General features: G+C 57.1%; 15 protein-coding genes. 5 read left to right on the top strand and 10 right to left on the bottom strand.

The genetic code is table 11. From position 1 onward, the window contains the following. Positions 1–162 precede the first annotated feature (162 nt). A complete protein-coding gene (locus tag ACT3R4_RS07425) occupies positions 163–2,265 on the top strand; it encodes a TonB-dependent receptor (protein ID WP_303393867.1) in 2,103 nt (700 codons plus the stop codon). 107 nt (positions 2,266–2,372) lie between these two features. Here the strand turns inward: ACT3R4_RS07425 and urtE are convergent, their stop codons facing one another. The 5 genes from urtE to urtA form a co-directional block, all read right to left on the bottom strand. Continuing rightward, positions 2,373–3,080, bottom strand: a complete 708-nt coding sequence (urtE, locus tag ACT3R4_RS07430; protein WP_192538647.1) for an urea ABC transporter ATP-binding subunit UrtE — start codon at positions 3,078–3,080, stop codon at positions 2,373–2,375. After that, positions 3,080–3,916, bottom strand: a complete 837-nt coding sequence (gene urtD / locus ACT3R4_RS07435) for an urea ABC transporter ATP-binding protein UrtD (RefSeq protein WP_192538648.1) — start codon at positions 3,914–3,916, stop codon at positions 3,080–3,082. Before urtD ends, urtE begins: the two co-directional genes overlap by 1 nt. Continuing rightward, on the bottom strand, positions 3,913–5,091 hold the full coding sequence (gene urtC, locus ACT3R4_RS07440) for an urea ABC transporter permease subunit UrtC (protein ID WP_192538662.1): 1,179 nt from the start codon (positions 5,089–5,091) through the stop codon (positions 3,913–3,915). Before urtC ends, urtD begins: the two co-directional genes overlap by 4 nt. 6 nt (positions 5,092–5,097) lie before the next feature. Next, positions 5,098–6,714 carry an urea ABC transporter permease subunit UrtB gene (urtB, locus tag ACT3R4_RS07445; protein WP_192538649.1) on the bottom strand — a complete coding sequence of 539 codons (1,617 nt, stop codon included), beginning with the start codon at positions 6,712–6,714 and terminating at the stop codon, positions 5,098–5,100. Positions 6,715–6,803: 89 nt separating this feature from the next. Beyond that, on the bottom strand, positions 6,804–8,123 hold the full coding sequence (urtA, locus tag ACT3R4_RS07450; protein ID WP_441678033.1) for an urea ABC transporter substrate-binding protein: 1,320 nt from the start codon (positions 8,121–8,123) through the stop codon (positions 6,804–6,806). Positions 8,124–8,494: 371 nt separating this feature from the next. On the opposite strand from urtA, the gene atzF reads away from it, so the two are divergent. The 3 genes from atzF (at position 8,495) to ACT3R4_RS07465 (ending at position 14,728) form a co-directional block, all read left to right on the top strand. Further along, positions 8,495–10,336, top strand: coding sequence for an allophanate hydrolase (atzF, locus tag ACT3R4_RS07455; protein WP_441678035.1), 1,842 nt, complete (start codon positions 8,495–8,497; stop codon positions 10,334–10,336). Between the two features lie 14 nt (positions 10,337–10,350). Then, complete coding sequence (gene uca / locus ACT3R4_RS07460; protein ID WP_441678037.1) at positions 10,351–13,983, top strand: urea carboxylase; 3,633 nt, start codon at positions 10,351–10,353, stop codon at positions 13,981–13,983. Positions 13,984–14,050: 67 nt separating this feature from the next. Next, complete coding sequence (locus ACT3R4_RS07465; RefSeq protein ID WP_441678039.1) at positions 14,051–14,728, top strand: GntR family transcriptional regulator; 678 nt, start codon at positions 14,051–14,053, stop codon at positions 14,726–14,728. A gap of 71 nt (positions 14,729–14,799) precedes the next feature. Here the strand turns inward: ACT3R4_RS07465 and ACT3R4_RS07470 are convergent, their stop codons facing one another. From ACT3R4_RS07470 to ACT3R4_RS07490, 5 genes are all read right to left on the bottom strand, one after another. Next, positions 14,800–16,293, bottom strand: a complete 1,494-nt coding sequence (locus ACT3R4_RS07470) for a tripartite tricarboxylate transporter permease (protein ID WP_441678041.1) — start codon at positions 16,291–16,293, stop codon at positions 14,800–14,802. Between the two features lie 84 nt (positions 16,294–16,377). Then, complete coding sequence (locus ACT3R4_RS07475) at positions 16,378–16,860, bottom strand: tripartite tricarboxylate transporter TctB family protein (protein WP_087110671.1); 483 nt, start codon at positions 16,858–16,860, stop codon at positions 16,378–16,380. Positions 16,861–16,960: 100 nt separating this feature from the next. Beyond that, positions 16,961–17,959: a Bug family tripartite tricarboxylate transporter substrate binding protein gene (locus ACT3R4_RS07480; protein WP_172116948.1), complete on the bottom strand. Its 999-nt coding sequence runs from the start codon at positions 17,957–17,959 to the stop codon at positions 16,961–16,963. A 172-nt stretch (positions 17,960–18,131) separates the two neighbouring features. Then, positions 18,132–18,863, bottom strand: a complete 732-nt coding sequence (locus tag ACT3R4_RS07485) for a response regulator (protein ID WP_172116947.1) — start codon at positions 18,861–18,863, stop codon at positions 18,132–18,134. Positions 18,864–18,889: 26 nt separating this feature from the next. Then, a complete protein-coding gene (locus tag ACT3R4_RS07490) occupies positions 18,890–20,581 on the bottom strand; it encodes an ATP-binding protein (RefSeq protein WP_172116946.1) in 1,692 nt (563 codons plus the stop codon). A gap of 134 nt (positions 20,582–20,715) precedes the next feature. Between ACT3R4_RS07490 and ACT3R4_RS07495 the strand changes: the two genes are divergently transcribed. Continuing rightward, positions 20,716–21,450: a DUF481 domain-containing protein gene (locus ACT3R4_RS07495; protein ID WP_216657993.1), complete on the top strand. Its 735-nt coding sequence runs from the start codon at positions 20,716–20,718 to the stop codon at positions 21,448–21,450. The last annotated feature ends 179 nt before the right edge of the window (positions 21,451–21,629 follow it).

Raw genomic sequence — 21,629 nt, forward strand, 5'->3', positions numbered from 1 at the left:
AGCGGTGTAGTTCCTCTGTGTTTAAAAATGGAGATCGACATGCCCTTACATTGCCACCACCGTCCCCTACAGCCGACGAGAGCACTACATTGCGCCTCTTGCTCAAACCCTTTATCGCTCGTCAGGAGCGCATTTCTGCTCGCTCTGAGCGCGAGTGCTGTCATGCTGCTGTCTTCACAAGCTCTCGCACAGGCCCAGGAGACCGAGACCCGCAGTACTACTGCCCTAGCACCCATCACCGTACACGGAGAAGCGACATCCGTTAACGATACGTATGCCGGCGGCCAAGTCACCTACAGCAACCGGGCGGGCTTCCTGGGGAAAAGAGACTTCATGGAGACGCCTTTCAATGCCATCAGCTATACGGATCGCTTTATCCAGGATCAACAAGCTCAGAGTATTACCGATGTAATTGCAGCGACGGATCCGAGTGTCTTCAGCAACGGCGTCACCAGTGCCTGGAGCGAAACCTATTCGATCCGTGGTTTTGACGCCAGCACACGTGACGTCACGTTCGGTGGTCTGGCCGGGATGGCCCCCTACTACCGTACGTCTCCAGAAATGTTCGAGCGTATCGAGGTGCTCAAGGGGCCTTCGGCACTACTCAACGGGATGCCGCCAGGTGGCTCCGTTGGCGGTGCCATTAACCTGGTTCCCAAACGGGCTGGCGATGAACCGTTGACGCGTTTCACCACCACGTATATGTCCGACGCCCAGATTGGCGGGCACCTTGATGTCGGCCGACGCCTGGGTGACGACCAGCAGTTTGGCGTTCGCGTTAACGGCGTATACCGCGACGGCGAGGGGGCTGTGGATAACCAGACACCAAAGGTTCAAATGGGCTCTCTGGGGTTGGACTGGCGCGGTGATCACGCTCGACTATCAGCCGACTTGTACAGTGCGGACGACCATATTGATGGACCCGCTCGAGGTATCAACCTGGCCCCCGGCCTGGCAGTTCCGACGCCTCCCGCCCCCGATACACTGATCAACCCGGACTGGGCCTTTGCCGACACGCGCGACAAGGGGGCCATATTGCGTGGCGAATTCGACTTTACCGACGAGATCATGGGGTACGCGTCAATAGGTCAAAGCGAAACCAATTACACCTACAACGGTGCCATGTCAGCCCAGGTGCTTGATGATCAAGGCAACTATCGCACAAGCGTTGGTCAGCTTGCCTTCGATGTCGAAAAAACATCGGCGGAAGTCGGGGTTCGCGGTCACTTCCAGACCGGCGCTGTCAGTCACGACATCAGCGTCAATGCCACCCATTATGAGCACGAGCAGCACGATTACGGGCGCAGAAGCGTTCCCGATGCGGACTGGATCACCAACCTATACAATCCGCAATGGGGCCCCGCCGCTGATTTCATTACACCGCACATCATGCATACAGAGCTACGCTTGAACAGCTACGGTTTGGCAGACACGCTCTCGTTTGCCGATGATCGCATACAGCTGACGCTCGGCGCCCGACGCCAGGAAGTGGTGAGCGACACCTACAGCGTGATGACCGGCACACGTATCTCCCGCTATGATGAAAGCGCGGTCACACCCGCCGCAGCACTACTTTTCAAAGCGACCGACCAGGTATCGCTCTACGCCAACTATATCGAGGGGCTCAGCCAGGGGGCCACGGCACCTATGACTGCCGCCAACGCTGGTGAGGTGTTCGAGCCTTACAAGACCAAACAGAGCGAGGTTGGCGTGAAACTTGATCTGGGTGATTTTTCACACACGCTTAGCCTGTATGAAATAAAGCGGCCCAGCAGCTACACCGACCTGGCAACCAATATCTTCTCGGTTGGGGGCGAGCAGCGGAACCGAGGAGTGGAGTGGAGTTTCTTCGGCAGTCCTCTCAGCAACCTGCGCCTGATGGGGGGCATCGCTTATGTAAACCCAGAAATCACGCGCGCCGCGAGCGATGAAGAACAAGGCAATCAGGCAACCGGCGTACCAGACCTGCAAGCCAAGCTAGGCACTGAATGGGATCTATCCGTAGCACCAGGGCTGACACTGACCGCTAATGCCACCGCGATGTCAGAGCAGTACATTAATAGTGACAACTCCCTATCAGTACCCGGACACACTATTTATGACGTTGGAGCACGCTACGCCTCTAACCTTTCCGGCTATCCACTCACACTGCGTGCCACTGTTAACAATGTGACCGATAAAACGTACTGGGCAATGCCACAACTCTCAAGCCTCGCATTAGGCGCCCCCCGCACCTTTATGTTTTCGGCCTCACTGGACTTCTAGACGACTGTAACAAGCGGTGCTAATGCCATAACACCGAATATTTTTCACTACTAACTCCGTAAAACCTCCCCACCTACGCTCGCCGAGCGGGCGTAGGTGTGGATAACTTAAACCGTTAGGTGCTGCTTGATCAGCTCGTTGGAAAGCTCGCTGATATCACCTTTGGCCACCGGGCGGCCGCGGTCCATTATCACAAAGCGGTCGGCGTATTTGCGCGCAAAGGGCAGCTTCTGCTCGACCAGCAGCACCGTTAGGGCGTCTTCGGCAATCAGCTGGCGAATCACCTGGCCAATTTGCGCGACGATATTGGGCTGAATGCCCTCCCCCGGCTCATCCAGAATCAAGAGTTTGGGCTCGATTACCAGCGCTCGGCCAATGGCAAGCTGCTGCTGTTGCCCGCCGGATAAGTCACCGCCGCGGCGGTGCTTCATCTCCTTGAGCACTGGAAACAGTTCATAGATACGCTCGGGGATTTTTTTTAGTCCGTCGCTGCGTGCGGCAAGGCCGGTACGCAGATTCTCTTCTACGGTGAGTAGCGGAAAAATCTGCCGCCCTTGCGGTACAAAGCCAATGCCCAGCCGCGAGCGCGCTTCCACGGCTTTTTGGGTTAGCTCAACCGCTTCGCTGCTCGCCTGGTAGCGCAACTGGCCACTTTTTACCGCCACTTCGCCCATGATGGCTTTCATCAGCGTGGTTTTACCCACTCCGTTGCGGCCCATCACGCAGGTGCACTGGCCAGCGGGTACGTCCAGGTCCAGATCCCATAGCGTATGGCTTTCCCCATAAAACTGGTTGAGCTTTTCAATTGCCAGCATCAGGCAGCCTCCTCGTCGTCAGCACCCAGGTACACTTCGACTACGTTGGGGTCGCTTGAGACCTGATCCATGCTGCCTTCGGCCAGCACACTTCCTTGGTGAAGCACGGTCACCTTGCGGGCAATTGAGCGCACAAAACCCATATCGTGTTCCACGACGACCACCGACTGCTTACCCGCCAAACCGGTCAGCAGTTCGGCTGTACGCTCCATTTCCTGCTCGGTCATCCCCGCGACCGGCTCATCCACCAGCAGCAAGCGAGGGCGCTGCATCAGCAGCATGCCAATTTCCAGCCACTGTTTTTGACCATGAGAGAGGATCCCGGCGGGCTGATAGCGCAGTGGCACCAAGCCGATGGTTTGCAGCACTTCGTCGATGCGGTCCTTGATTTCGCCGGTCATGCGCGCCGTTAGCGTGGGCAATATTCGTTTGTCAGTCGCCATGGCAAGCTCCAGGTTTTCAAACACGCTTAGCGCTTCAAACACCGTGGGCTTTTGAAACTTGCGCCCGATGCCGAGGCTCGCGATCTCCGGCTCGTTCATATGAAGCAAATTATGGCGGCTGCCGAACCAAACGCTGCCCTCGGTGGGCCGCGTCTTGCCGGTGATGATATCCATCATGGTGGTTTTACCCGCGCCATTGGGGCCGATAATGCAGCGCAGTTCGCCGTCATCGATGGTCAAGTTGAGGTTGTTGATCGCCTTGAAGCCATCAAAGCTTACCGTGACGTCTTCCATATACAGAATCGGGCCATGGCGAACATCAACTGGCGAGGCGTCTGGCGCCATAAAGTCAAACACCCGGTCGCGGGCTTTGAGTGATTGCAGCAAACTCATACGATAGCCTCCTGAGTACCCGCGCTGTCTGATGTAGCGGCACGGCGGCGCTTACGCAGAAGCCCCGCCACGCCTTTGGGTAGAAATACCGTCACGAGAACAAACATCGCGCCCAGGGCAAACAGCCAGGCATCGGGCATTACCCCGGTAAAGATGGTCTTGGCGTAGTTGACTAAAATCGCACCGATGACCGCGCCATACAGGGTGGCCCGCCCGCCAAGTGCAACCCAGAGTACGATTTCGATGGAGAACAGCGGGGAGAACTCGCTGGGGTTAATGATGCCCACCTGAGGCACGTAAAGCGCACCGGCCAGCCCCGCGATCATCGCGGAAACCACAAACACAAACAGCTGAAAGCGCTCCACCCGGTAGCCGATAAAGCGCGTACGCGCTTCAGCATCCCGTGTGGCCACACACACCCGGCCCAGCTTGCTGGAAACAATCGCCCGGCACAGGATATAGCTCAGCGCGAGTGCGACGCCGGTGGCCAGGAAAAGCCCCAGACGTGTGTCGTTGCTGCGTAGGTTAAAGCCTAAAATCTCGCGAAAATCGGTCAGGCCGTTGTTGCCGCCAAAGCCCATTTCGTTACGAAAGAACGCCAGCATCAGCGCAAAGGTAAGCGCCTGGGTAATAATTGAGAGATACACCCCGGTAACCCGCGAGCGAAACGCCAGAAAGCCGAACACCAGTGCCAGAAGCCCCGGCGCCAGCAGCACCATGGCAAACGAGAACCAGGCCATATCAAAGCCCTGCCAGTACCAGGGCAGGCTGTCCCAGCTCAGGAAAACCATGAAATCCGGCAGCTCCGGGTGGCCGTAGGTGCCCCGGTCACCAATCTGGCGCATCAGGTACATGCCCATGGCATAGCCTCCAATGGCAAAAAATGCGCCGTGGCCCAGGCTTAAAATGCCCAGATAACCCCACACCAGATCCACCGCAACGGCAAGCAGCGCATAGCTTAAGTACTTGCCGAACAGGTTAACCGTGTAGGCGTTAACGTGCAGCGGGCTACCTTGAGGCACCACGGTATGCAGCACCGTGACGAGCAGCAGCGCAGCCAACAACACGCCCAGGAAAATCTGCGTGGCGCGCTCGCCAAACGGGCGGGTGAGCCAAAACTGGCTTGATGGTGACGGGGTTGTTGAAAGTGACGGTTTTGAAAAAGATCGTGTCATCATGGGTTAGCCCTCCGCAGCCCGGCCCTTCTGCGGGAAGAGTCCACGCGGGCGTTTTTGAATAAACAGGATGATAAACACCAGTACGATAATCTTGGCCAGCACCGCGCCCGCCCAGGGCTCCAGCACCTGGTTGATCACGCCCAGCGACAGCCCGGCCACCAGCGTCCCCCACAGATTGCCCACACCGCCGAATACCACCACCATGAACGAATCGATGATGTAGTTCTGGCCGAGGTTCGGCCCCACGTTGGTGAGCTGGGAAAGCGCGACCCCGGCAAGCCCGGCAACCCCCGAACCCAGCGCAAACGTCATGATATCCACACGTGTCGCACGGATGCCCATGGAGCGTGCCATGGCGCGGTTCTGGGTCACGGCACGCACTTCAAGCCCCAGGCGCGTGCGGCGCATAATCAGCATCAACGCGGCGAAAACGACCAAGGCAAAGATGAGCACCACCATGCGGTTAATGGTTAGCGACAGCGCATCGTTGATCACCAGCGAGCCGCTCATCCACTCAGGGGTAATCACCGTGCGGTTAAGCGGTGAGATGCCGGTGCGTACCAGCTGCTGCAGAATCAGGCTGATACCGAAAGTGGCGAGCAGCGTTTCCAGCGGGCGGCCTTTCAGAAACTGAATAACGCTGCGCTCAATCGCGACACCCACGAGGGCGGCGACCAGAAAGCCGGCCGGGATGGATAGCACCAGCGCCAGCCCCGGCTGGCCGGGCAATAGCTGCTGCATCATCCAGGTAGTGTAAGCACCCAGCATCATCAGCTCGCCGTGGGCCATGTTGATCACACCCATCACGCCAAAGGTAATCGCCAGACCAATGGCGGCCAGTACCAGTACCGACCCCAGGCTCAAGCCAAAGTAGAGCGTTTCAACCCCACGGTTGATTTTCAGGTTCTGTTCCACGCTGACAAGCGCGGCGCGGGCGGCATCCGCAACTACCGGGTCGTCGCCATTGGCTGCGCGGTTCAGAGCCACCCGAGCACGGGGATGCAGGCTGCCGGTAAGCGCCTCGACGCCGGCCATTTCTCCCTGCTCGGCGCGATAAATCGCCACCGCCTGGCTTAGCCGGGTGCGCACCTGACTATCGTCTTCTTCCAGTATCAGTTCATTGATCGGTTCGACCAGCTCGCTGTCCACTTCGCCCAGCAGTCGAGCGGCGGAGGTGCGGCGGCGTTCCAGATTGGGCGAGTAGAGATCCACCACGGCAATCGCACTGCGCAGCTGGTTACGCAGGGCGTTATTGATGCCCACGCGGTCCAGATCGCGACGTGACATTTCACCCAGCGGTTCATTCGTCAAGGCGTCTGCCACCGGCCACTCGCGGCCACTGTTATCGAGTACGACAACAAATTGACCATCGTCGGCACGCTGCAAGCGGCCATCCAGCAGGGCCTGCAGCCAATCACGGGCGCGCTCGTCGTCGCTTTGTAAAATGGCGGTGATGGCCTCGCCTTTATCGCGGTAAGAATCAACATCCAGTGCGTCAAGAAGCGCAAGCGCAGCGGTATCATTAGGTGAGGAATTGGCGGTGTTTGTTTGTGCCTGCGCGGTGAGGGTGACCCCCAACAGCAGGCAGCAGAGCATCGCCAAGGAAAGGAAACGCCTCATAGGGTTCTTCCTTTGGTTATCCAGGTGAGAAGGTAGCGTGCTCCTTGCCGCGCCGGGGCGCGGCAAGGGAGATGTTTTAGCGCAGTTAATTACTCGGCGAGTGCCGCTTCGGCTTCTTCAGCGGCGGTGCTGCCACCGCACGAGCCGTTCACGACGTTAAAGTTGCCGCACTCCATGGGCTTGCGCCAATCGGCAATCAGATCACGCGAGCCGGGCAGGTAATCAGACCAGGCATCACCCGCTACCGTTGAGGGCGTTTGCCAAACGATGTCGAACTGGCCATTGTCCTGAATTTCACCAATCAGCACTGGCTTGGTGATGTGGTGGTTAGGCATCATCGCCGCATAGCCACCGGAAAGGTTGGGTACGGTCACACCGATGATGGCGTCTTTTACCGAATCGACATCGGTAGTACCCGCTTTACGCACCGCTTCGGCCCACATGTTGAAGCCAATGTAGTGCGCTTCCATGGGGTCATTGGTGACGGTTTCTTCGTCGCCGGTGTAATCGATCCAGGCGTCGATAAAGTCGTAGTTGTCATCGGTATCCACGCTCATGAAGTAGTTCCAGGCAGCCAGATGGCCAACGAGCGGCGCAGTGTCGATACCGGAAAGCTCCTGCTCACCTACCGAAAACGCAATCACTGGAATATCAGCGGCATCAATACCCTGGTTGGCAAGCTCGCGGTAGAACGGCACGTTGGCGTCGCCGTTGATGGTCGAGATCACCGCGGTAGACTTGCCCTCTTCACCGAAGCGACGAATCTCGGAGACGATGTTCTGCCAGTCGGAGTGGCCGAAGGGCGTGTAGTTGACCATGATGTCGTCGCCTGCCACGCCGTGCTCATCTTTCAGAAACGCTTCGAGAATGCGGTTGGTGGTGCGCGGATAGACATAGTCGGTACCCACCAGAGCAAAGCGCTCAATGCCGACTTCGTTAATCAAATACTCGACAGCGGGAATCGCCTGTTGGTTGGGCGCGGCACCGGTATAGAAGACGTTTGCAGACGACTCTTCTCCCTCGTACTGCACCGGGTAGAACAACAGACCATTGAGTTCTTCAAACACCGGCAGCACCGCTTTACGTGATACCGATGTCCAGTTGCCGAACACCACGTCTACCTCATACTGGGCCAGCAGCTCGCGGGCGCGTTCGGCAAACAGCGGCCAGTTGGAGGCCGGGTCCACTACCACGGCTTCCAGCTGACGACCCAGCAGACCACCGGCTTCGTTCTGCTGCTGGATCAGCATTTCAACAGTGTCTTTTAACGTCGACTCACTGATAGCCATGGTGCCAGAAAGGGAGTGAAGGATACCCACTTTGATAGGGTCATCATTGGCTGACGCATGAAACGATACCGAAAGGGCCAGTGCAGAAAGACCCAGCAGTGCCTGTTTTTTCAAGTTCATGTTTCGCATCCCCAAGCTGCAAGCGGGCAGCTAGATATTTGTCATTAATCAGGTGTACTCAATTGCCTGAAAGCGCCTGTAACTCGTCCTGCACATTGCACGATGCGTTCCACACTTTAAAAAAACATAAAAAATTCAACCATATAAAAAGTATACAAGTTGTTTTACAGGAGTTTTCCATCTTTGATTCAGGGTCTTAAAGCACTTCATTGGTGCTAAAGCGGTCTGATTCGCACGATAAAAGTGCATAAAAACTGTCCATTTTTATCCTTTTATCGCCAAGCTTCTGTTTTTAAAACATTTAGCATTTTCTTGGCCTGTGGTTTGCAAAATGACTTGTATACAAGACCATGGATAACCAAGGGCCAAACATGATGACCACACGCGGCTGGACACTCGAACAATGGCGGCAGGCATATAACGAGGGCGCAACCCCGGGAGCCTTACTCGGTGAATTGATCACGCAACTGGCCAAACTTGATAGTGCCGACAATGCCTGGATTTCACTTCTCGACCAGGAGGGGCTGGCTCATGCCCTGGCAGCACTTCAAACACGTCTGGACGAGGCAGACGGCAAGATAGACAAGTTGCCGCTTTACGGCATTCCGTTTGCGGCGAAAGACAACATTGATGCCACCGGGTTTGCCACCACGGCGGGCTGCCCGGCCTACGCCTATCAACCCACCCGTGACGCTGCTCTGATTGACAAGCTGCGCGCCGCGGGCGCAGTACTCATCGGCAAGACCAATCTGGATCAGTTTGCCACCGGCCTGGTGGGTACCCGCTCGCCGTTTGGTGCCGTGGCCAATAGCTTCAATCCTGAAGTGGTGAGCGGCGGCTCGAGTTCTGGGTCGGCGTCCGTGGTGGCACGCGGGCTAGTGCCATTCTCACTGGGTACCGACACGGCAGGCTCCGGTCGCGTGCCCGCTGGCTTAAATAACCTGGTCGGGCTTAAACCCACCAAAGGCCTGTTCAGCATTGATGGTGTAGTACCGGCGTGCCGCTCGCTGGACTGTGTCTCCATCTTCTCGTTGACTGTCAATGATGCCGGGCAGATCGCCGAGCTAATGGCCGGCTTCGAGCCTGCCGACGCTTTCTCACGCAAGGCGCCAAGCGCCCTCCCCCTGGATGCCCCGGCCATACGCCGTCCTGGCCCGCTAGCCAGGCTTGCCATTCCCCAGTCGCCCCAGTTCTTCGGCGACGTGGTGGCTGAAAAGGCATGGCAAACGGCCGTGGAAAAATGGCAAAAGCTTGAAGGGGTAACGCTCGTCGAACTTGATTTTGCCCCCATGCTTGAACTGGCCGCCCTGCTTTATGAAGGGCCGTGGGTAGCAGAGCGCCACGCCGCCGTGGAAACCTTCATGGCCGAACATGCCCAGAACATGAATGACGTGGTGCGCGGCATTATTAGTAACGCGGGTAAATACAGCGCCACCGATACGTTCAAGGCGCAATACCGCAAGGAAGAGCTGGTTAGGGTGATCGATAATCTTTTGGATGATATCGATGGCCTGTTAGTCCCCACCGCCCCTACCGCGCCCACTATCGAAGCGGTTAATGCTGACCCGTTAACGCTCAATAGCCAGCTCGGCACCTATACCAACTTCGTTAACCTGGCCGATTTTTGCGCATTGGCGGTACCCGCCGGGTTCCGCGACGATGGACTGCCTTTTGGCGTTACCCTGGTGAGCGGCGCCTGGAAGGATCGGGAACTGCAGACCCTGGCCAGCCGCTGGCTAAATGCCCACCCGACGCCGCTGGGTGCCACTGACCAGGCACGCCCGCCGGAAACCGTTCATACCACCCTTGCCGTCCCCACCGTTCAGGTCGCTGTGGTAGGCGCTCATCTTTCCGGCATGCCGCTGAATACCCAACTGACCGAGCGCCATGCCTGGCGCGTGGCGTCCACGACAACGTCCGCCAATTACCGCTTGTTTGCCCTGCCCAACACCGTACCGCCCAAGCCCGGCCTGCAGCGCGTTCACGAAAACGGTGCCGCCATCATTGTTGAAGTATGGGAAATGGCCGCGTCGGAATTTGGCTCGTTTGTCGACCTGATCCCCGCGCCGCTGGGTATCGGCAGTGTCGAGCTTGCCGACGGCCGCTGGATCAACGGCTTTATCTGCGAAGGGCATGGAACCACAGATGCTCAGGATGTCACCGAGTTTGGTGGCTGGCGTGCCTATATCAAGGCGCAAACCTCCCACGCATAACGAGGCTATGACTCATGTTCAACAAAGTATTGGTTGCCAACCGCGGTGAGATTGCCGTACGTACCAACCGCACGCTTAAGGCGCTCAGTGTCGGCAGCGTTGCTGTCTATTCCCATGAAGACCGCCACAGCCTGCATGTGGAAAGCGCCAGCGAAGCCGTGGCCCTTACAGGCAACGGCGCCAGTGAAACCTACCTGGACAAGCGCCAGATTCTTGATGCCGCCCGAAAGACCGGCGCGCAGGCTATTATTCCCGGGTACGGCTTTCTATCTGAAAACGCTGACTTTGCCGACACCTGTGAGCGTGAAGGTATCGTTTTTATCGGCCCCACGCCTACACAGATGCGCGAGTTCGGACTAAAGCACCGCGCCCGTGAGTTGGCCGAAGCGGCAGGCGTGCCGCTAGCCCCAGGCAGCGGCCTGCTTGACAGCGTAGAAGAGGCGCTTACCACCGCTGACCGCCTGGGCTACCCGGTAATGCTCAAAAGCACCGCGGGCGGCGGCGGGATTGGCCTGACGCGCTGCAATAGCGCCAAAGAGCTGCAAGACGCTTTTGAAACCGTTCAACGCCAGGGCAAAAATTTCTTTAACGACAGCGGCGTCTTTCTTGAGCGCTTTATCGCCCGTGCCCGCCACGTGGAAGTCCAGATTATCGGCGATGGCCACGGCAACGTAGTGGCATTAGGTGAGCGTGACTGCTCACTGCAACGCCGCAATCAGAAAGTCGTGGAAGAGACGCCGGCCCCCAGCCTGCCCGCGGCCACCCGTCAAAAGATGCTGGATGCGGCCGTGGCGCTGGGTGAATCGGTCAACTACCGTTCAGCGGGTACCGTTGAGTACATCTACGACGCCGAGCGTGATGAGTTCTACTTTCTGGAGGTCAACACCCGACTGCAGGTAGAACACCCAATCACCGAAGCCGTGACCGGCCTTGACCTGATCGAATGGATGCTCAAGATCGCCGCGGGCGACCACCTGGACCTGGCTAATGTTACGCTCAGCTTGAGCGGTGCGGCCATGGAAGTGCGCATCTATGCCGAAAACCCGTTAAAGGATTTTCAGCCCTCGCCCGGTGAATTAACCGACGTACACTGGCCCGGTGATGGCGTGCGTATCGACACCTGGGTCGAAAATGGCAGCCAGGTATCCGCTCACTACGACCCCATGATCGCCAAGCTGATCGTGCATGGTAACGACCGCGCGGATGCTCTGGCCAAGCTGCGTAAAGCACTGGATGAAACCCGCCTGATGGGTATTGCCACCAACCTTGACTACTTGCGTCAGGTGGTCGCCCAAGCGAGTTTTGCCGAAGGCAAGGTCTCGACCCGCGCTTTGGAAAGCTTTCACTTTCAACCCTGCGTTGCCGAGGTAGTCTATCCAGGTACTTACACCACGGTGCAAGACTTCCCGGGACGGGTCGGCTACTGGAACATCGGCGTGCCGCCCAGCGGCCCGATGGATGACTTCGCCTTTCGCATCGCCAACCGGATTGTCGGCAACCACCCAGAGGCTGCCGGGCTGGAAGCCACGCTGATAGGTCCAAGCCTTACGTTTCATCAGGCGACCGTCGTGGCGCTGACCGGCGCCGTCACCGACGCCACACTCGACGATACTCCGGTGGATTTCTGGACGCCTATCCACGTCACCGCCGGCCAAACGCTCGTGGTGGGCAAAGCCAACCGAGGGTGTCGCACTTACCTTGCTGTGCGTGGTGGATTTGATGTACCAGTGTATCTTGGCAGCCGCGCTACCTTTGCCCTTGGCCAGTTTGGCGGTCACGGCGGGCGACCGCTGCGCCCAGGCGATCTGCTCGGCATCAGCCAGCCGGGGTTACCTGCCTGCACCACGCCAGCGCCCACCCACGACCCTGCCCCCGTTGACCCGGCGCTCATCCCGAATTACCCGAGCCACTGGGAAATAGGCGTGCTCTACGGCCCGCACGGCGCGCCCGACTTCTTTACCGAAGACTCCATCGAGCACTTCTTTCAACAGGACTGGGAAGTCCATTACAACTCCAACCGGTTGGGCATTCGCCTGAATGGCCCTAAACCTGAATTCAGCCGGGCAGATGGCGGTGAAGCGGGGCTACACCCTTCAAATATTCATGACTGCGAATATGCGATCGGCTCGATTAACTTCACGGGTGATATGCCAGTTATTCTGACCCGAGATGGCCCCAGCTTGGGTGGGTTTGTCTGCCCGGTTACCATCGCCAAGGCCGAGCTGTGGAAAGTGGGTCAGGTCAAACCCGGCGATACTATCCGCTTTGTCGCCATCGACAACGCCACCGCCGTCAAGCTCGCAGAACGCCAGGAGCTGGCCGTCAAGTACCTGTCCGCGCCGCCTGCCGTGACCCTAAACAGCGCCGACCTGGCGCCGTTCAACGGCCTCTCGGCCACCGTGCTGGCTCATCTTGCAGCGACCCAAGAGCGTCCAGCCGTCACTTACCGTCAAGCAGGCGATCAATACATCCTGCTGGAGTACGGCCCTAACGTGCTGGACTTGGGCGCCCGAATGCGCCTCCACGCACTGATGGAGGCGATTGCCGATATCCAGCCGCGTGGTCTGCTTGAGCTTTCCCCCGGCGTGCGTTCGCTTCAACTGCGCTACGACCCGCTGACGCTGACCCAGCAGGCATTGATGACCTACCTGCTCGACCTGGAAGCCACCCTGCCACCGACCGACGAGCTGAAGGTGCGCAGCCGGGTGATTCATCTTCCCATGGCGTTTGAAGATAGCGCCACGCTCGAAGCGGTGGAAAAGTATCGTCAATCGGTGCGCGACACCGCCCCTTGGCTGCCCAACAACGTCGATTTCATGCAGCGCATCAATGGCCTCGCCAACCGTGACGAGGTCAAGGATGTGCTCTATTCGGCGCGTTATTTAGTGTTGGGGCTAGGCGATGTGTATTTGGGAGCGCCCTGCGCCGTGCCCCTGGACCCTCGACATCGGCTGCTGACCTCCAAATACAACCCGGCGCGCACCTATACCGCCGAAGGCACGGTCGGCATCGGCGGCATTTATATGTGTATTTATGGCATGGACTCGCCCGGTGGCTATCAGCTGGTGGGGCGCACTCTACCCATCTGGAACAAGCATCTAAAAAACAAACAGTTTTCAGAAGGCGCCCCCTGGCTACTGCGCTTTTTCGATCAGGTGTGCTACTACCCGGTCAGCGAGGATGAACTGGATAACCTGCGCGATCAGTTTAGGGCGGGTAAGCTAACCATCGAGATCGAGGAAGATACGTTTGACCTGAAATCACACCAGACATTTTTAGATGCCCACCAGCAGGCCATCGCCGAATTTCGCGCCCTTCAACAAGACGCCTACGCAAAAGAGGTTGCGCTATGGCGTGAAAGCGAAGAGAAGGCCCTGGACCGTTTGGCCAAAGCGCCGCCCCCCGCAGAGGCAGATGACCTGGCTGGCTATGGCGAGCTGATCAGTGCCGAGATTGCGGGCAATATCTGGAAGTGCCTTGTGCAACCCGGCGATAGCGTCATCAAAGGCGATCCGTTGGTGATTGTTGAAGCCATGAAGATGGAATTTGAAGTCATGGCGACACACTCTGGCACAATAAGCGCTCTGCACGTCACCCCGGGCCGAGCGGTAACGCTAGGGGAGCCGCTGCTGAGTATTGAAGTTTAAGGCATTCACATTGCTGCTGGCGTGCCGTCGCATCATGCGGCGGCCTCTCTCAATAAGGCCTATTGCCATGGCGTTGCGTAAATCATCCATCGCTGACCGTGTCTACGATGCGTTGAAAGACGATATTTTCGAGTTTCGCCTTCTTCCCGGCGATAAATTTAGCGAAGGCGATATCGGTGACCGGCTGGAGGCAAGCCGAACCCCGGTGCGCCAAGCGCTTTTTCAGCTCCAGCGAGAGGGGTATGTCGATGTGTTCTTTCGCAGCGGCTGGCAGGTGAAGCCGCTGGACTTCCAGAAGATCGCTGAACTCTACGACCTACGCATTACTCTGGAACAGGCGGCCGTTCACAAGCTTTGTGCCCTGCCTGAAAAGCCGCTGGTGCTGCGAACTTTACGCGATATCTGGAATCCCGCCAGCCACGCTGATCGGGCGGTGGGCAGTACGGTTCGTGCACTGGATGAAAGTTTCCATGGCGATTTAGTGGTGGCCGCTGGCAATCAGGAGATGAGCCGTATTCATCGTGAAATTACCGAGCGCCTGCGCGTCATTCGACGCCTGGACTTCACCCGCGATGATCGGGTTGATGCCACCTATCGCGAACACGCCGCCATTCTGACGGCTCTTGACGAAAACGATGCTCAGCTCGCCGCCCAACGCCTGGGGTCGCATATCCGAAGCAGCCATGGCGCCGTTCAGGAAATCACTATGGAGCGCCTTCGTGAAGCTGCCGAAGAGCAGCGCTAGCGCTTAAAAAAGCGCCCTGGGTTAACCCAGGGCGCTTATCAGCCACGCGTCCAATGTTGAGACAATACCGTCTACTCGGCAATAGCGCGTTTACGACGCTTCTTCAGCAGCGGTAAGCCAAGTGACAGTAATGCAATTACCAGCAGCGAGAGTGAAATGGGCTTATCAATAAACGTCATCCAGTCACCGCCGGAGATCTGCAGCGCACGGCGCATGGATTCTTCCATGATATTGCCCAGAATCAACGCCAGGATCAGCGGCGCCGCCGGGAAGCCAAACAGACGCATGCCCAAGCCCAACAGACCAAAGCCCAACAGCAGCAACAGGTCAAACACGCTAAAGCTCATGCCATACACGCCGATCATGCAGAAAATCAGAATCAGCGAGAGCAGCAGCGGCTTGGGCAGGTCGAGTATTTTGGCAATCAGCGGGATCAGCGGCAGGTTCAAGACCAGCAGGAAGATGTTACCGATATACATACTGGCTACCACGCCCCAGAACACATCCGGGCGTTGCTCAAGCATCATCGGGCCGGGTGTAACGCCCATCACCAGTAGCGCGCCCAGCAGTACCGCCGTGGTGCCCGAGCCCGGTACACCCAAGGTTAAAAGCGGTACAAACGAGCCGGTACACGCCGCGTTGTTGGCTGCTTCCGGCGCCGCAACGCCTTTAATATTACCCTTACCGAAGGTGTCACCGTCTTTGGCAAGACGCTTTTCCATGCTGTAGCCCAGAAACGAGCCAATCGTCGCCCCCGCGCCCGGCAGTACGCCAGTAAAGAACCCAAGTACAGAGCTACGGCTGACAGGGCCTGCAATCTCTTTTACTTCACTTCGAGTGAGTTTTAACGAACCAATGGCATTACGCGGGGCTTCTTTACCGCCACCGCCGCGCAGCAGCATGTAGAACACTTCGGCTAACGCAAAGATACCCAATGCCACGACCAGGAAGTCGATGCCATCCAGCAGTTGAATAGAGCCAAAGGTAAAGCGCTCGGTACCGGTTTGCAGGTCGATGCCCACAATCGAGATGATCACCCCAACCACAGCGGCAATGAGGCCTTTGATCAGCGACTTATCCGACAATGAGACCACGGCGGTTAAGCCCAGCACCATTAATGCAAAGTACTCAGCAGGGCCAAAGCTTACCGCTACCTTGGAGAGCAAGGGCGCGACCAACATCAAGAAGATAACCGAGACGGTCCCACCCACAAACGAGGAGTAGGCGGCAATGGCCAGCGCTTTACCCGCCATGCCTTTCTTGGCCATTGGGTAGCCATCAAAAGACGTGGCGACCGTACCTGCAACGCCCGGGGCATTGAGCAGGATAGAGGAGGTGGAGCCACCAAAAATAGCGCCATAATACACCCCTGCCATTAGGATCAAGCCGGATGACGGCTCCATGGCAAAGGTGATGGGAATCATTAAAGCCAGCGCGCTGATCGGCCCAAGGCCGGGCAGCATGCCGATGATCGTACCGGCAAACACACCGGCAAAAACGTAAGCGATATTGATAGGCTCAAGCGCGATGCCGAAGCCGTACATCAAATTATTTAAGGCATCCATGGGATCTACTCTCTTAAAAACTAGCTTAAAAACCAGCTTAAAAACCAGCCCAGAAACGGCGCAGGAGGCATTAGCAAGTCGGCGTTAGAAAGGGATAACACCGGTCGGCAAGTAAACGTCCATCACCTGTGTCATCGTCAGATACAGCGCCAGCACCACCCCTAGCGATGTCACCAGATTGACCACATGACGACGATAGCCGTAGTAAGCCGTTAACCCCGTGCACAAAAGCGTTGAGGCCAGTACAAACCCCAATGGCACCAGAAGTAGCGCATACGCGGCAATGGCCAGTGACGTAACAATCACACGTCCCCATGGCGTCATCAGCAGCGGGCCTTGTTGCGCGTCGTGATCAATCTCATCGGCACCGGCAAGCGGTGAGGGTTTCTCGAAAAACAGAAACACAGAGAGAATCAGCAGCGAAAAGCCGAGTACTTTAGGGAACAGGTCAGAGTCGACCGGTCGCGGCAAGGGAAAGGTGGGGATTTGCCATGCCATGGCGATATACGCAGCCGCCACTAATGCCAACACCAGCGCTAACCACTGATTGGTATTTAATTTCGTCATTGGAGTTTCTCCGAGGAGCACGTACCTAATCGTCACGAACAGGCATTCCCGGCGGCACAAAGAGGCCACCGGGATAACACGCTATAGCACTATAGGTTATTTATTGACGCAGTAGACCCAGATCGCTTAACACGCCGCTGAACTGCTCTTGCTGCTCATCAAGGAAGACACCGAACTCTTCACTGTTCTGGTAGGCATCGATCCAACCCAACTGATCGCGGGCTTCTTGCCAGCCATCGGTTTCGAGCATTTCGGCAAACAGGTCCTGATAGTAGGTCACTGCTTCTTCCGGCATATCCGGGGTGCCCATTATGCCGCGCCAAATATCGAAGGTGTAATCCACACCCTGCTCTTGATAGGTCGGCACATCGGCCAGACCGCCACCCAGGCGCTCAGGTGAAGAGACACCTAGCGCACGGATCTGGCTGCCTTCACCCAGTTGCCCCACCGACTCACCCGCACCGGTAATTACCGCTTCGATATGACCGCCCATCAGGTTAGTCATGGCATCGCCGCCGCCGGAGAACGGAATGTAATTGACACTTGAAGCCTCAAGGCCCGCTGCGGATGCCAGACCCGCAATAGAGATATGGTCCATGGAGCCAGGCGCACTGCCGCCGCCTACACTTAAGCCAGGATTTTCCTTGAGTGCATCAAACAGGTCGTTGATCGTCTCGTACTCAGAGTCTGCCGACACCAGTACAATGGAGTAGTCAGTAATCAGGCGAGCAACCGGCGTGAAATCAGTGTGGTCATAGCGTGAGGCACCGGCCAGAGGCACCAGAATGATCGGCGGGCTGGTGGCAAACAGCTTGTGCGGATTGCCGCTATCACGAGCGATTTGCGCCCAAGCCACGGCACCGCCGCCGCCTGGTACGTTGATAGCAGCATAGTTCTCGTCAGCAAGCCCTTCTTGCTGAATAACGCGCGATACAGTGCGTACCAGCGTATCCCAGCCGCCACCCGGATTGGCGGGTGCCACGAACTCAACCGATTTGCTCGGTGTCCACTCTTGTGCCTGAACGGAGGTCGTCATGCCTGCCAGGGCAGCCATCGGTAGAGCGATCACGGCTAAGCGCTTCAAGGAAAGTACGGTCATTTGGCGTTCTCCACATATAAATGTTGTTGTGTGGTCCACTGTTATTATGTCGTGGTTACGCCGCGAACGTTAGAAGCGCTGGGCCTTTACGACAAGCTTGTGAACATAAAAAACAAAATGTTCTTTGTGGGCATTTTGTTCATTTTGTTCACAGGCACGTGAACCAGCCAACCTAAAGCGACTTAAGCCAGCTATGGGCTGCCTCAAGCAGCTGATAGCGCCGCTCTGGCCGACCCACATCACCGTAGCCAAGTTCGGCACTGACTCTTTGTTCAGCCACCAGAAACTCCAGGTAGCGTCGAGCGGTTGAGCGGCTAGCCCCCATAATGCGGGCAACCTGCATGGCAGTCAGCGGCGTCGCCTCAGCGGCCATGGCCTCCCCCACTCGGCGCAGCGTTAGCCGGTCGATGCCTTTGGGCAGCGCACTGGGCGTCGGGCGCGGCGCCTCGCCTGGCTGCAGTCTTTTAAACACGTGATCCAGCTCGTCCTGGTTCATCTCGTTACGCCCTGAAAGCACTTCGCGCTCACGACGAAAACGAGCCAGCATCTGCTCCATGCGGGCAGCTTCAATCGGTTTGATCAGATAATCAAATACGCCTCCACGCAGCGCCTCGCTGATGGTTTCTACCTCGCGGGCGGCGGTGACCATCACAATATCCACATGGGTGTAGTCACGCCTGATCGCCCATAGAAGCTCCAACCCTTCTACATCAGGCAGATAGGCGTCCAGCAATACCAGGTGGATAGCGGCAGCCTGTTCCGCCATTAACGCCTTGGCTTCGCTGCCGTTACGAGCAACGCCTGCGATATAAAAGCCTTCGTCCTGTTCAATAAACGCTTTATGAATATCGGCAATGCGAAAATCATCTTCGACAATCAGAATGCCGTATTGAGCTGCAGACATGCTCACTCCTCTTACGGTCGTCATTATTATGGTGAGTAGTGCGTATCAGGTTCAGCGCATAGCGAGCGGTCCAGCACCGCAATAAAGCAGGCTCCGCCCAGTTCGCTCTCCTCAAGCGTGATGGCTCCGCCATGCTGGCGACACAACCTTGCCACCAGCGCCAAGCCGATACCGCAGTGCTTGCCCGTTTTGGTGGAAAAGCCCTCCTCGAATATCGATTCAGCATGTTCGGGGAGCACGCCTGGGCCATTATCCTCTACTTCGAGCAGCAATTGTTCCCCCAGGTCGGTGAAAAACAGCCGCACGCTGGGCATGCTGCTATTGGGGCCATTAAGCGCGGCATGGCAAGCATTATCCAGTAGATTACCGACCACGCTCATCATGACTTCTTGCCCAGTGGGCGTTAGTGGGCAGGAGAGCGAGCTCTGCTCGTCGATCTCAAGCGTTACGCCCAGCTCGCGCGCCCGGGTAAGCTTACCCAGCAACGTACCACTGAGCACCGTGTCGGCAACATGGCGCATCAAAAAACTCATTTGAGCTTGAGCCCGCTCGGTTTCCTGATGAATCAGCGCCAGCGCTTCATCGATGCGTTCAAGCTGGAGGAGCCCTGAAATGGTATAGAGCTTATTGGAGAACTCATGCGCCTGGGCACGCAGCATATCCACATCGCGGCTTGCCTGGGTAAGCGCTTGGGAAAGATCAACAATTTCGCGGCGGCTACGGAACGTGGCCACGGCGCCTTCGATTTCACCATCATGCAGAATGGGCACCCGATTGACGATGGCCGGGTGATCGCCCAGCCACATCTGCTGGTCAAACTCCTGCTCACCGTGCTTCAGCACTTCCAGTAAACGAGTGTTAGGCACCACGTCCTGAATCGGCAGCCCCAGTATGACGTGCTCATCGGGCAGGTTAAGAAAGCGTTTGGCCTGCTGGTTGACCAGCGTGATGTGGCCATCCCGGTTGACGGCCAGAATCCCCTCGTGAATGGATTGCAGGATCGCTTCTTTTTCCATCGCTAAGCGGGCGATTTCATAAGGTTCCAGACCCAGAATGACCTTTTTAAGGTGCTGGGAAAGCCAGTATGCCCCGGCAAACCCCAGCACAATCATCAGCCCGACCAGTACCCAACCAAAGCTTGTATAACGGGCAACATCCATTTCGACCCGATCCATCATAAAGCCGACGGAAACGAGTCCGATAATATTGCCCTCTTCATCCCAAACGGGCGTTTTTCCGCGCATGGCGGTGCCTAACGTACCGGTCGCCTCGGACACGTAGGACTGCCCATAAATCAGCGCCTGGTCGTTATCGCCGCCCACCATCGCCTCGCCAAGGCGCTCAGGCACGGGGTGTGAATAGCGGATCGACTGCGCATTGCCCACGACCACATAGCGCGCTCCGGTTTCTATACGCACCCGCTCTGCCAGCGGCTGAATAATCATCGCCGGGTCAGGCGTGTCAAAGGCGCTAACGAGCTGTGGCATGCCTGCCACTGTTTTCGCCACCGCCAACGCCCTCTCGCCCATTTGATGACTGATGATATCGGCCTTACGATGATTGAGATATGCCCCCTGAGCCAGTAGCATGCCGGCCAGCAGTAACCCCACCAGCAACATCACTTGCAAACGAAAACTGCGTTTATACCAACGCCGCTTAGTACGCGTACGGCGCCAGCGCTGTAATTCAGCTAAGGTACGGGGGCGGGAATTAGTCATGGTGGAACTCAAAGTGCGCGACAGCGTCATTATGACATGCGCGGTAAGGGGGCGTTAATCGCCATCTTTTCTGTCATTAAGGGAAGCGTTGGGTGTTCAGTATATTTAACCACGTTATTTCGGCGAGCTATTGCCTGTTTGTCAGCGCTACTTTTTTCAGCCTTGTGCTTATCAGTCCTGCGGTCGCTAATCCTTTTTATGCACCTCCGCCGCCTACCGACGACGCGCCGATTTTTAGCGGCGACGCTGAACTTGGCTTTACGCACCTTTCTGGCAACACCAATAGCCAGACACTGATTGGCAAAACCCGCCTGACTTGGCTAACCGGCAATTTTATTCACTCGCTGCGCGGCGAGGTGCGGAACGTGAGTAAGGATGGCGAAACCAGCGCCGAGCAATATTTGCTCGCTGCCCGCGAGCGCTACGATTTTAAAGGCCCGCACTATGTATTTGGATTTGCCCGCTGGGAGAAAGATCGCTTTGCGGGCTACGACCAGCAACTTTCCGTGATTGGCGGGTATGGGCGCCAGCTGTTAGAAGGCTCGCGCCATTCACTCTCGCTTGAGGCAGGCCCAGGTTACCGTAATGACCGCCTGCGCGACGATGATAACGAACAGCTCGCGGTTGCCTATACCGCTCTGGTCTATCATTGGGGATTTTCGGACTACGCCGATATTGATCAAGAAATGTCGGTGGAATATACCGATAAAAACACGACAGGAAGGTCGCTAACGGCGCTCACCGCACGGCTCAACGCTCGTATGTCGTTACGCTTGTCGCATGAGGTTAAGCACAACTCTCAACCGCCGGATGATGCCAGCGAACGTACCGATAACACCACCAGTGCCTCGTTGCTGTACCACTGGTAGCAAAAGCGACGATAGGTGTGACTGGCCCGCCAATAGAAGCACCGTCGCTGTTTTTGCAGTGCTTCAATGGGGGCATTGGCCTGTTTTCCAGCCCTCATTTTAAGCCTCCCCTTTAATCGCGTTCGACTTTGGTCTAGTGGCACGATATACTAGCGCCAGTTTCCTGTCCTCGCGCCATT

It is taken from the genome of Halomonas sp. AOP7-E1-9 (genome assembly GCF_052376035.1).
GTDB classification, from domain to species: Bacteria; Pseudomonadota; Gammaproteobacteria; order Pseudomonadales; family Halomonadaceae; genus Vreelandella; species Vreelandella citrativorans.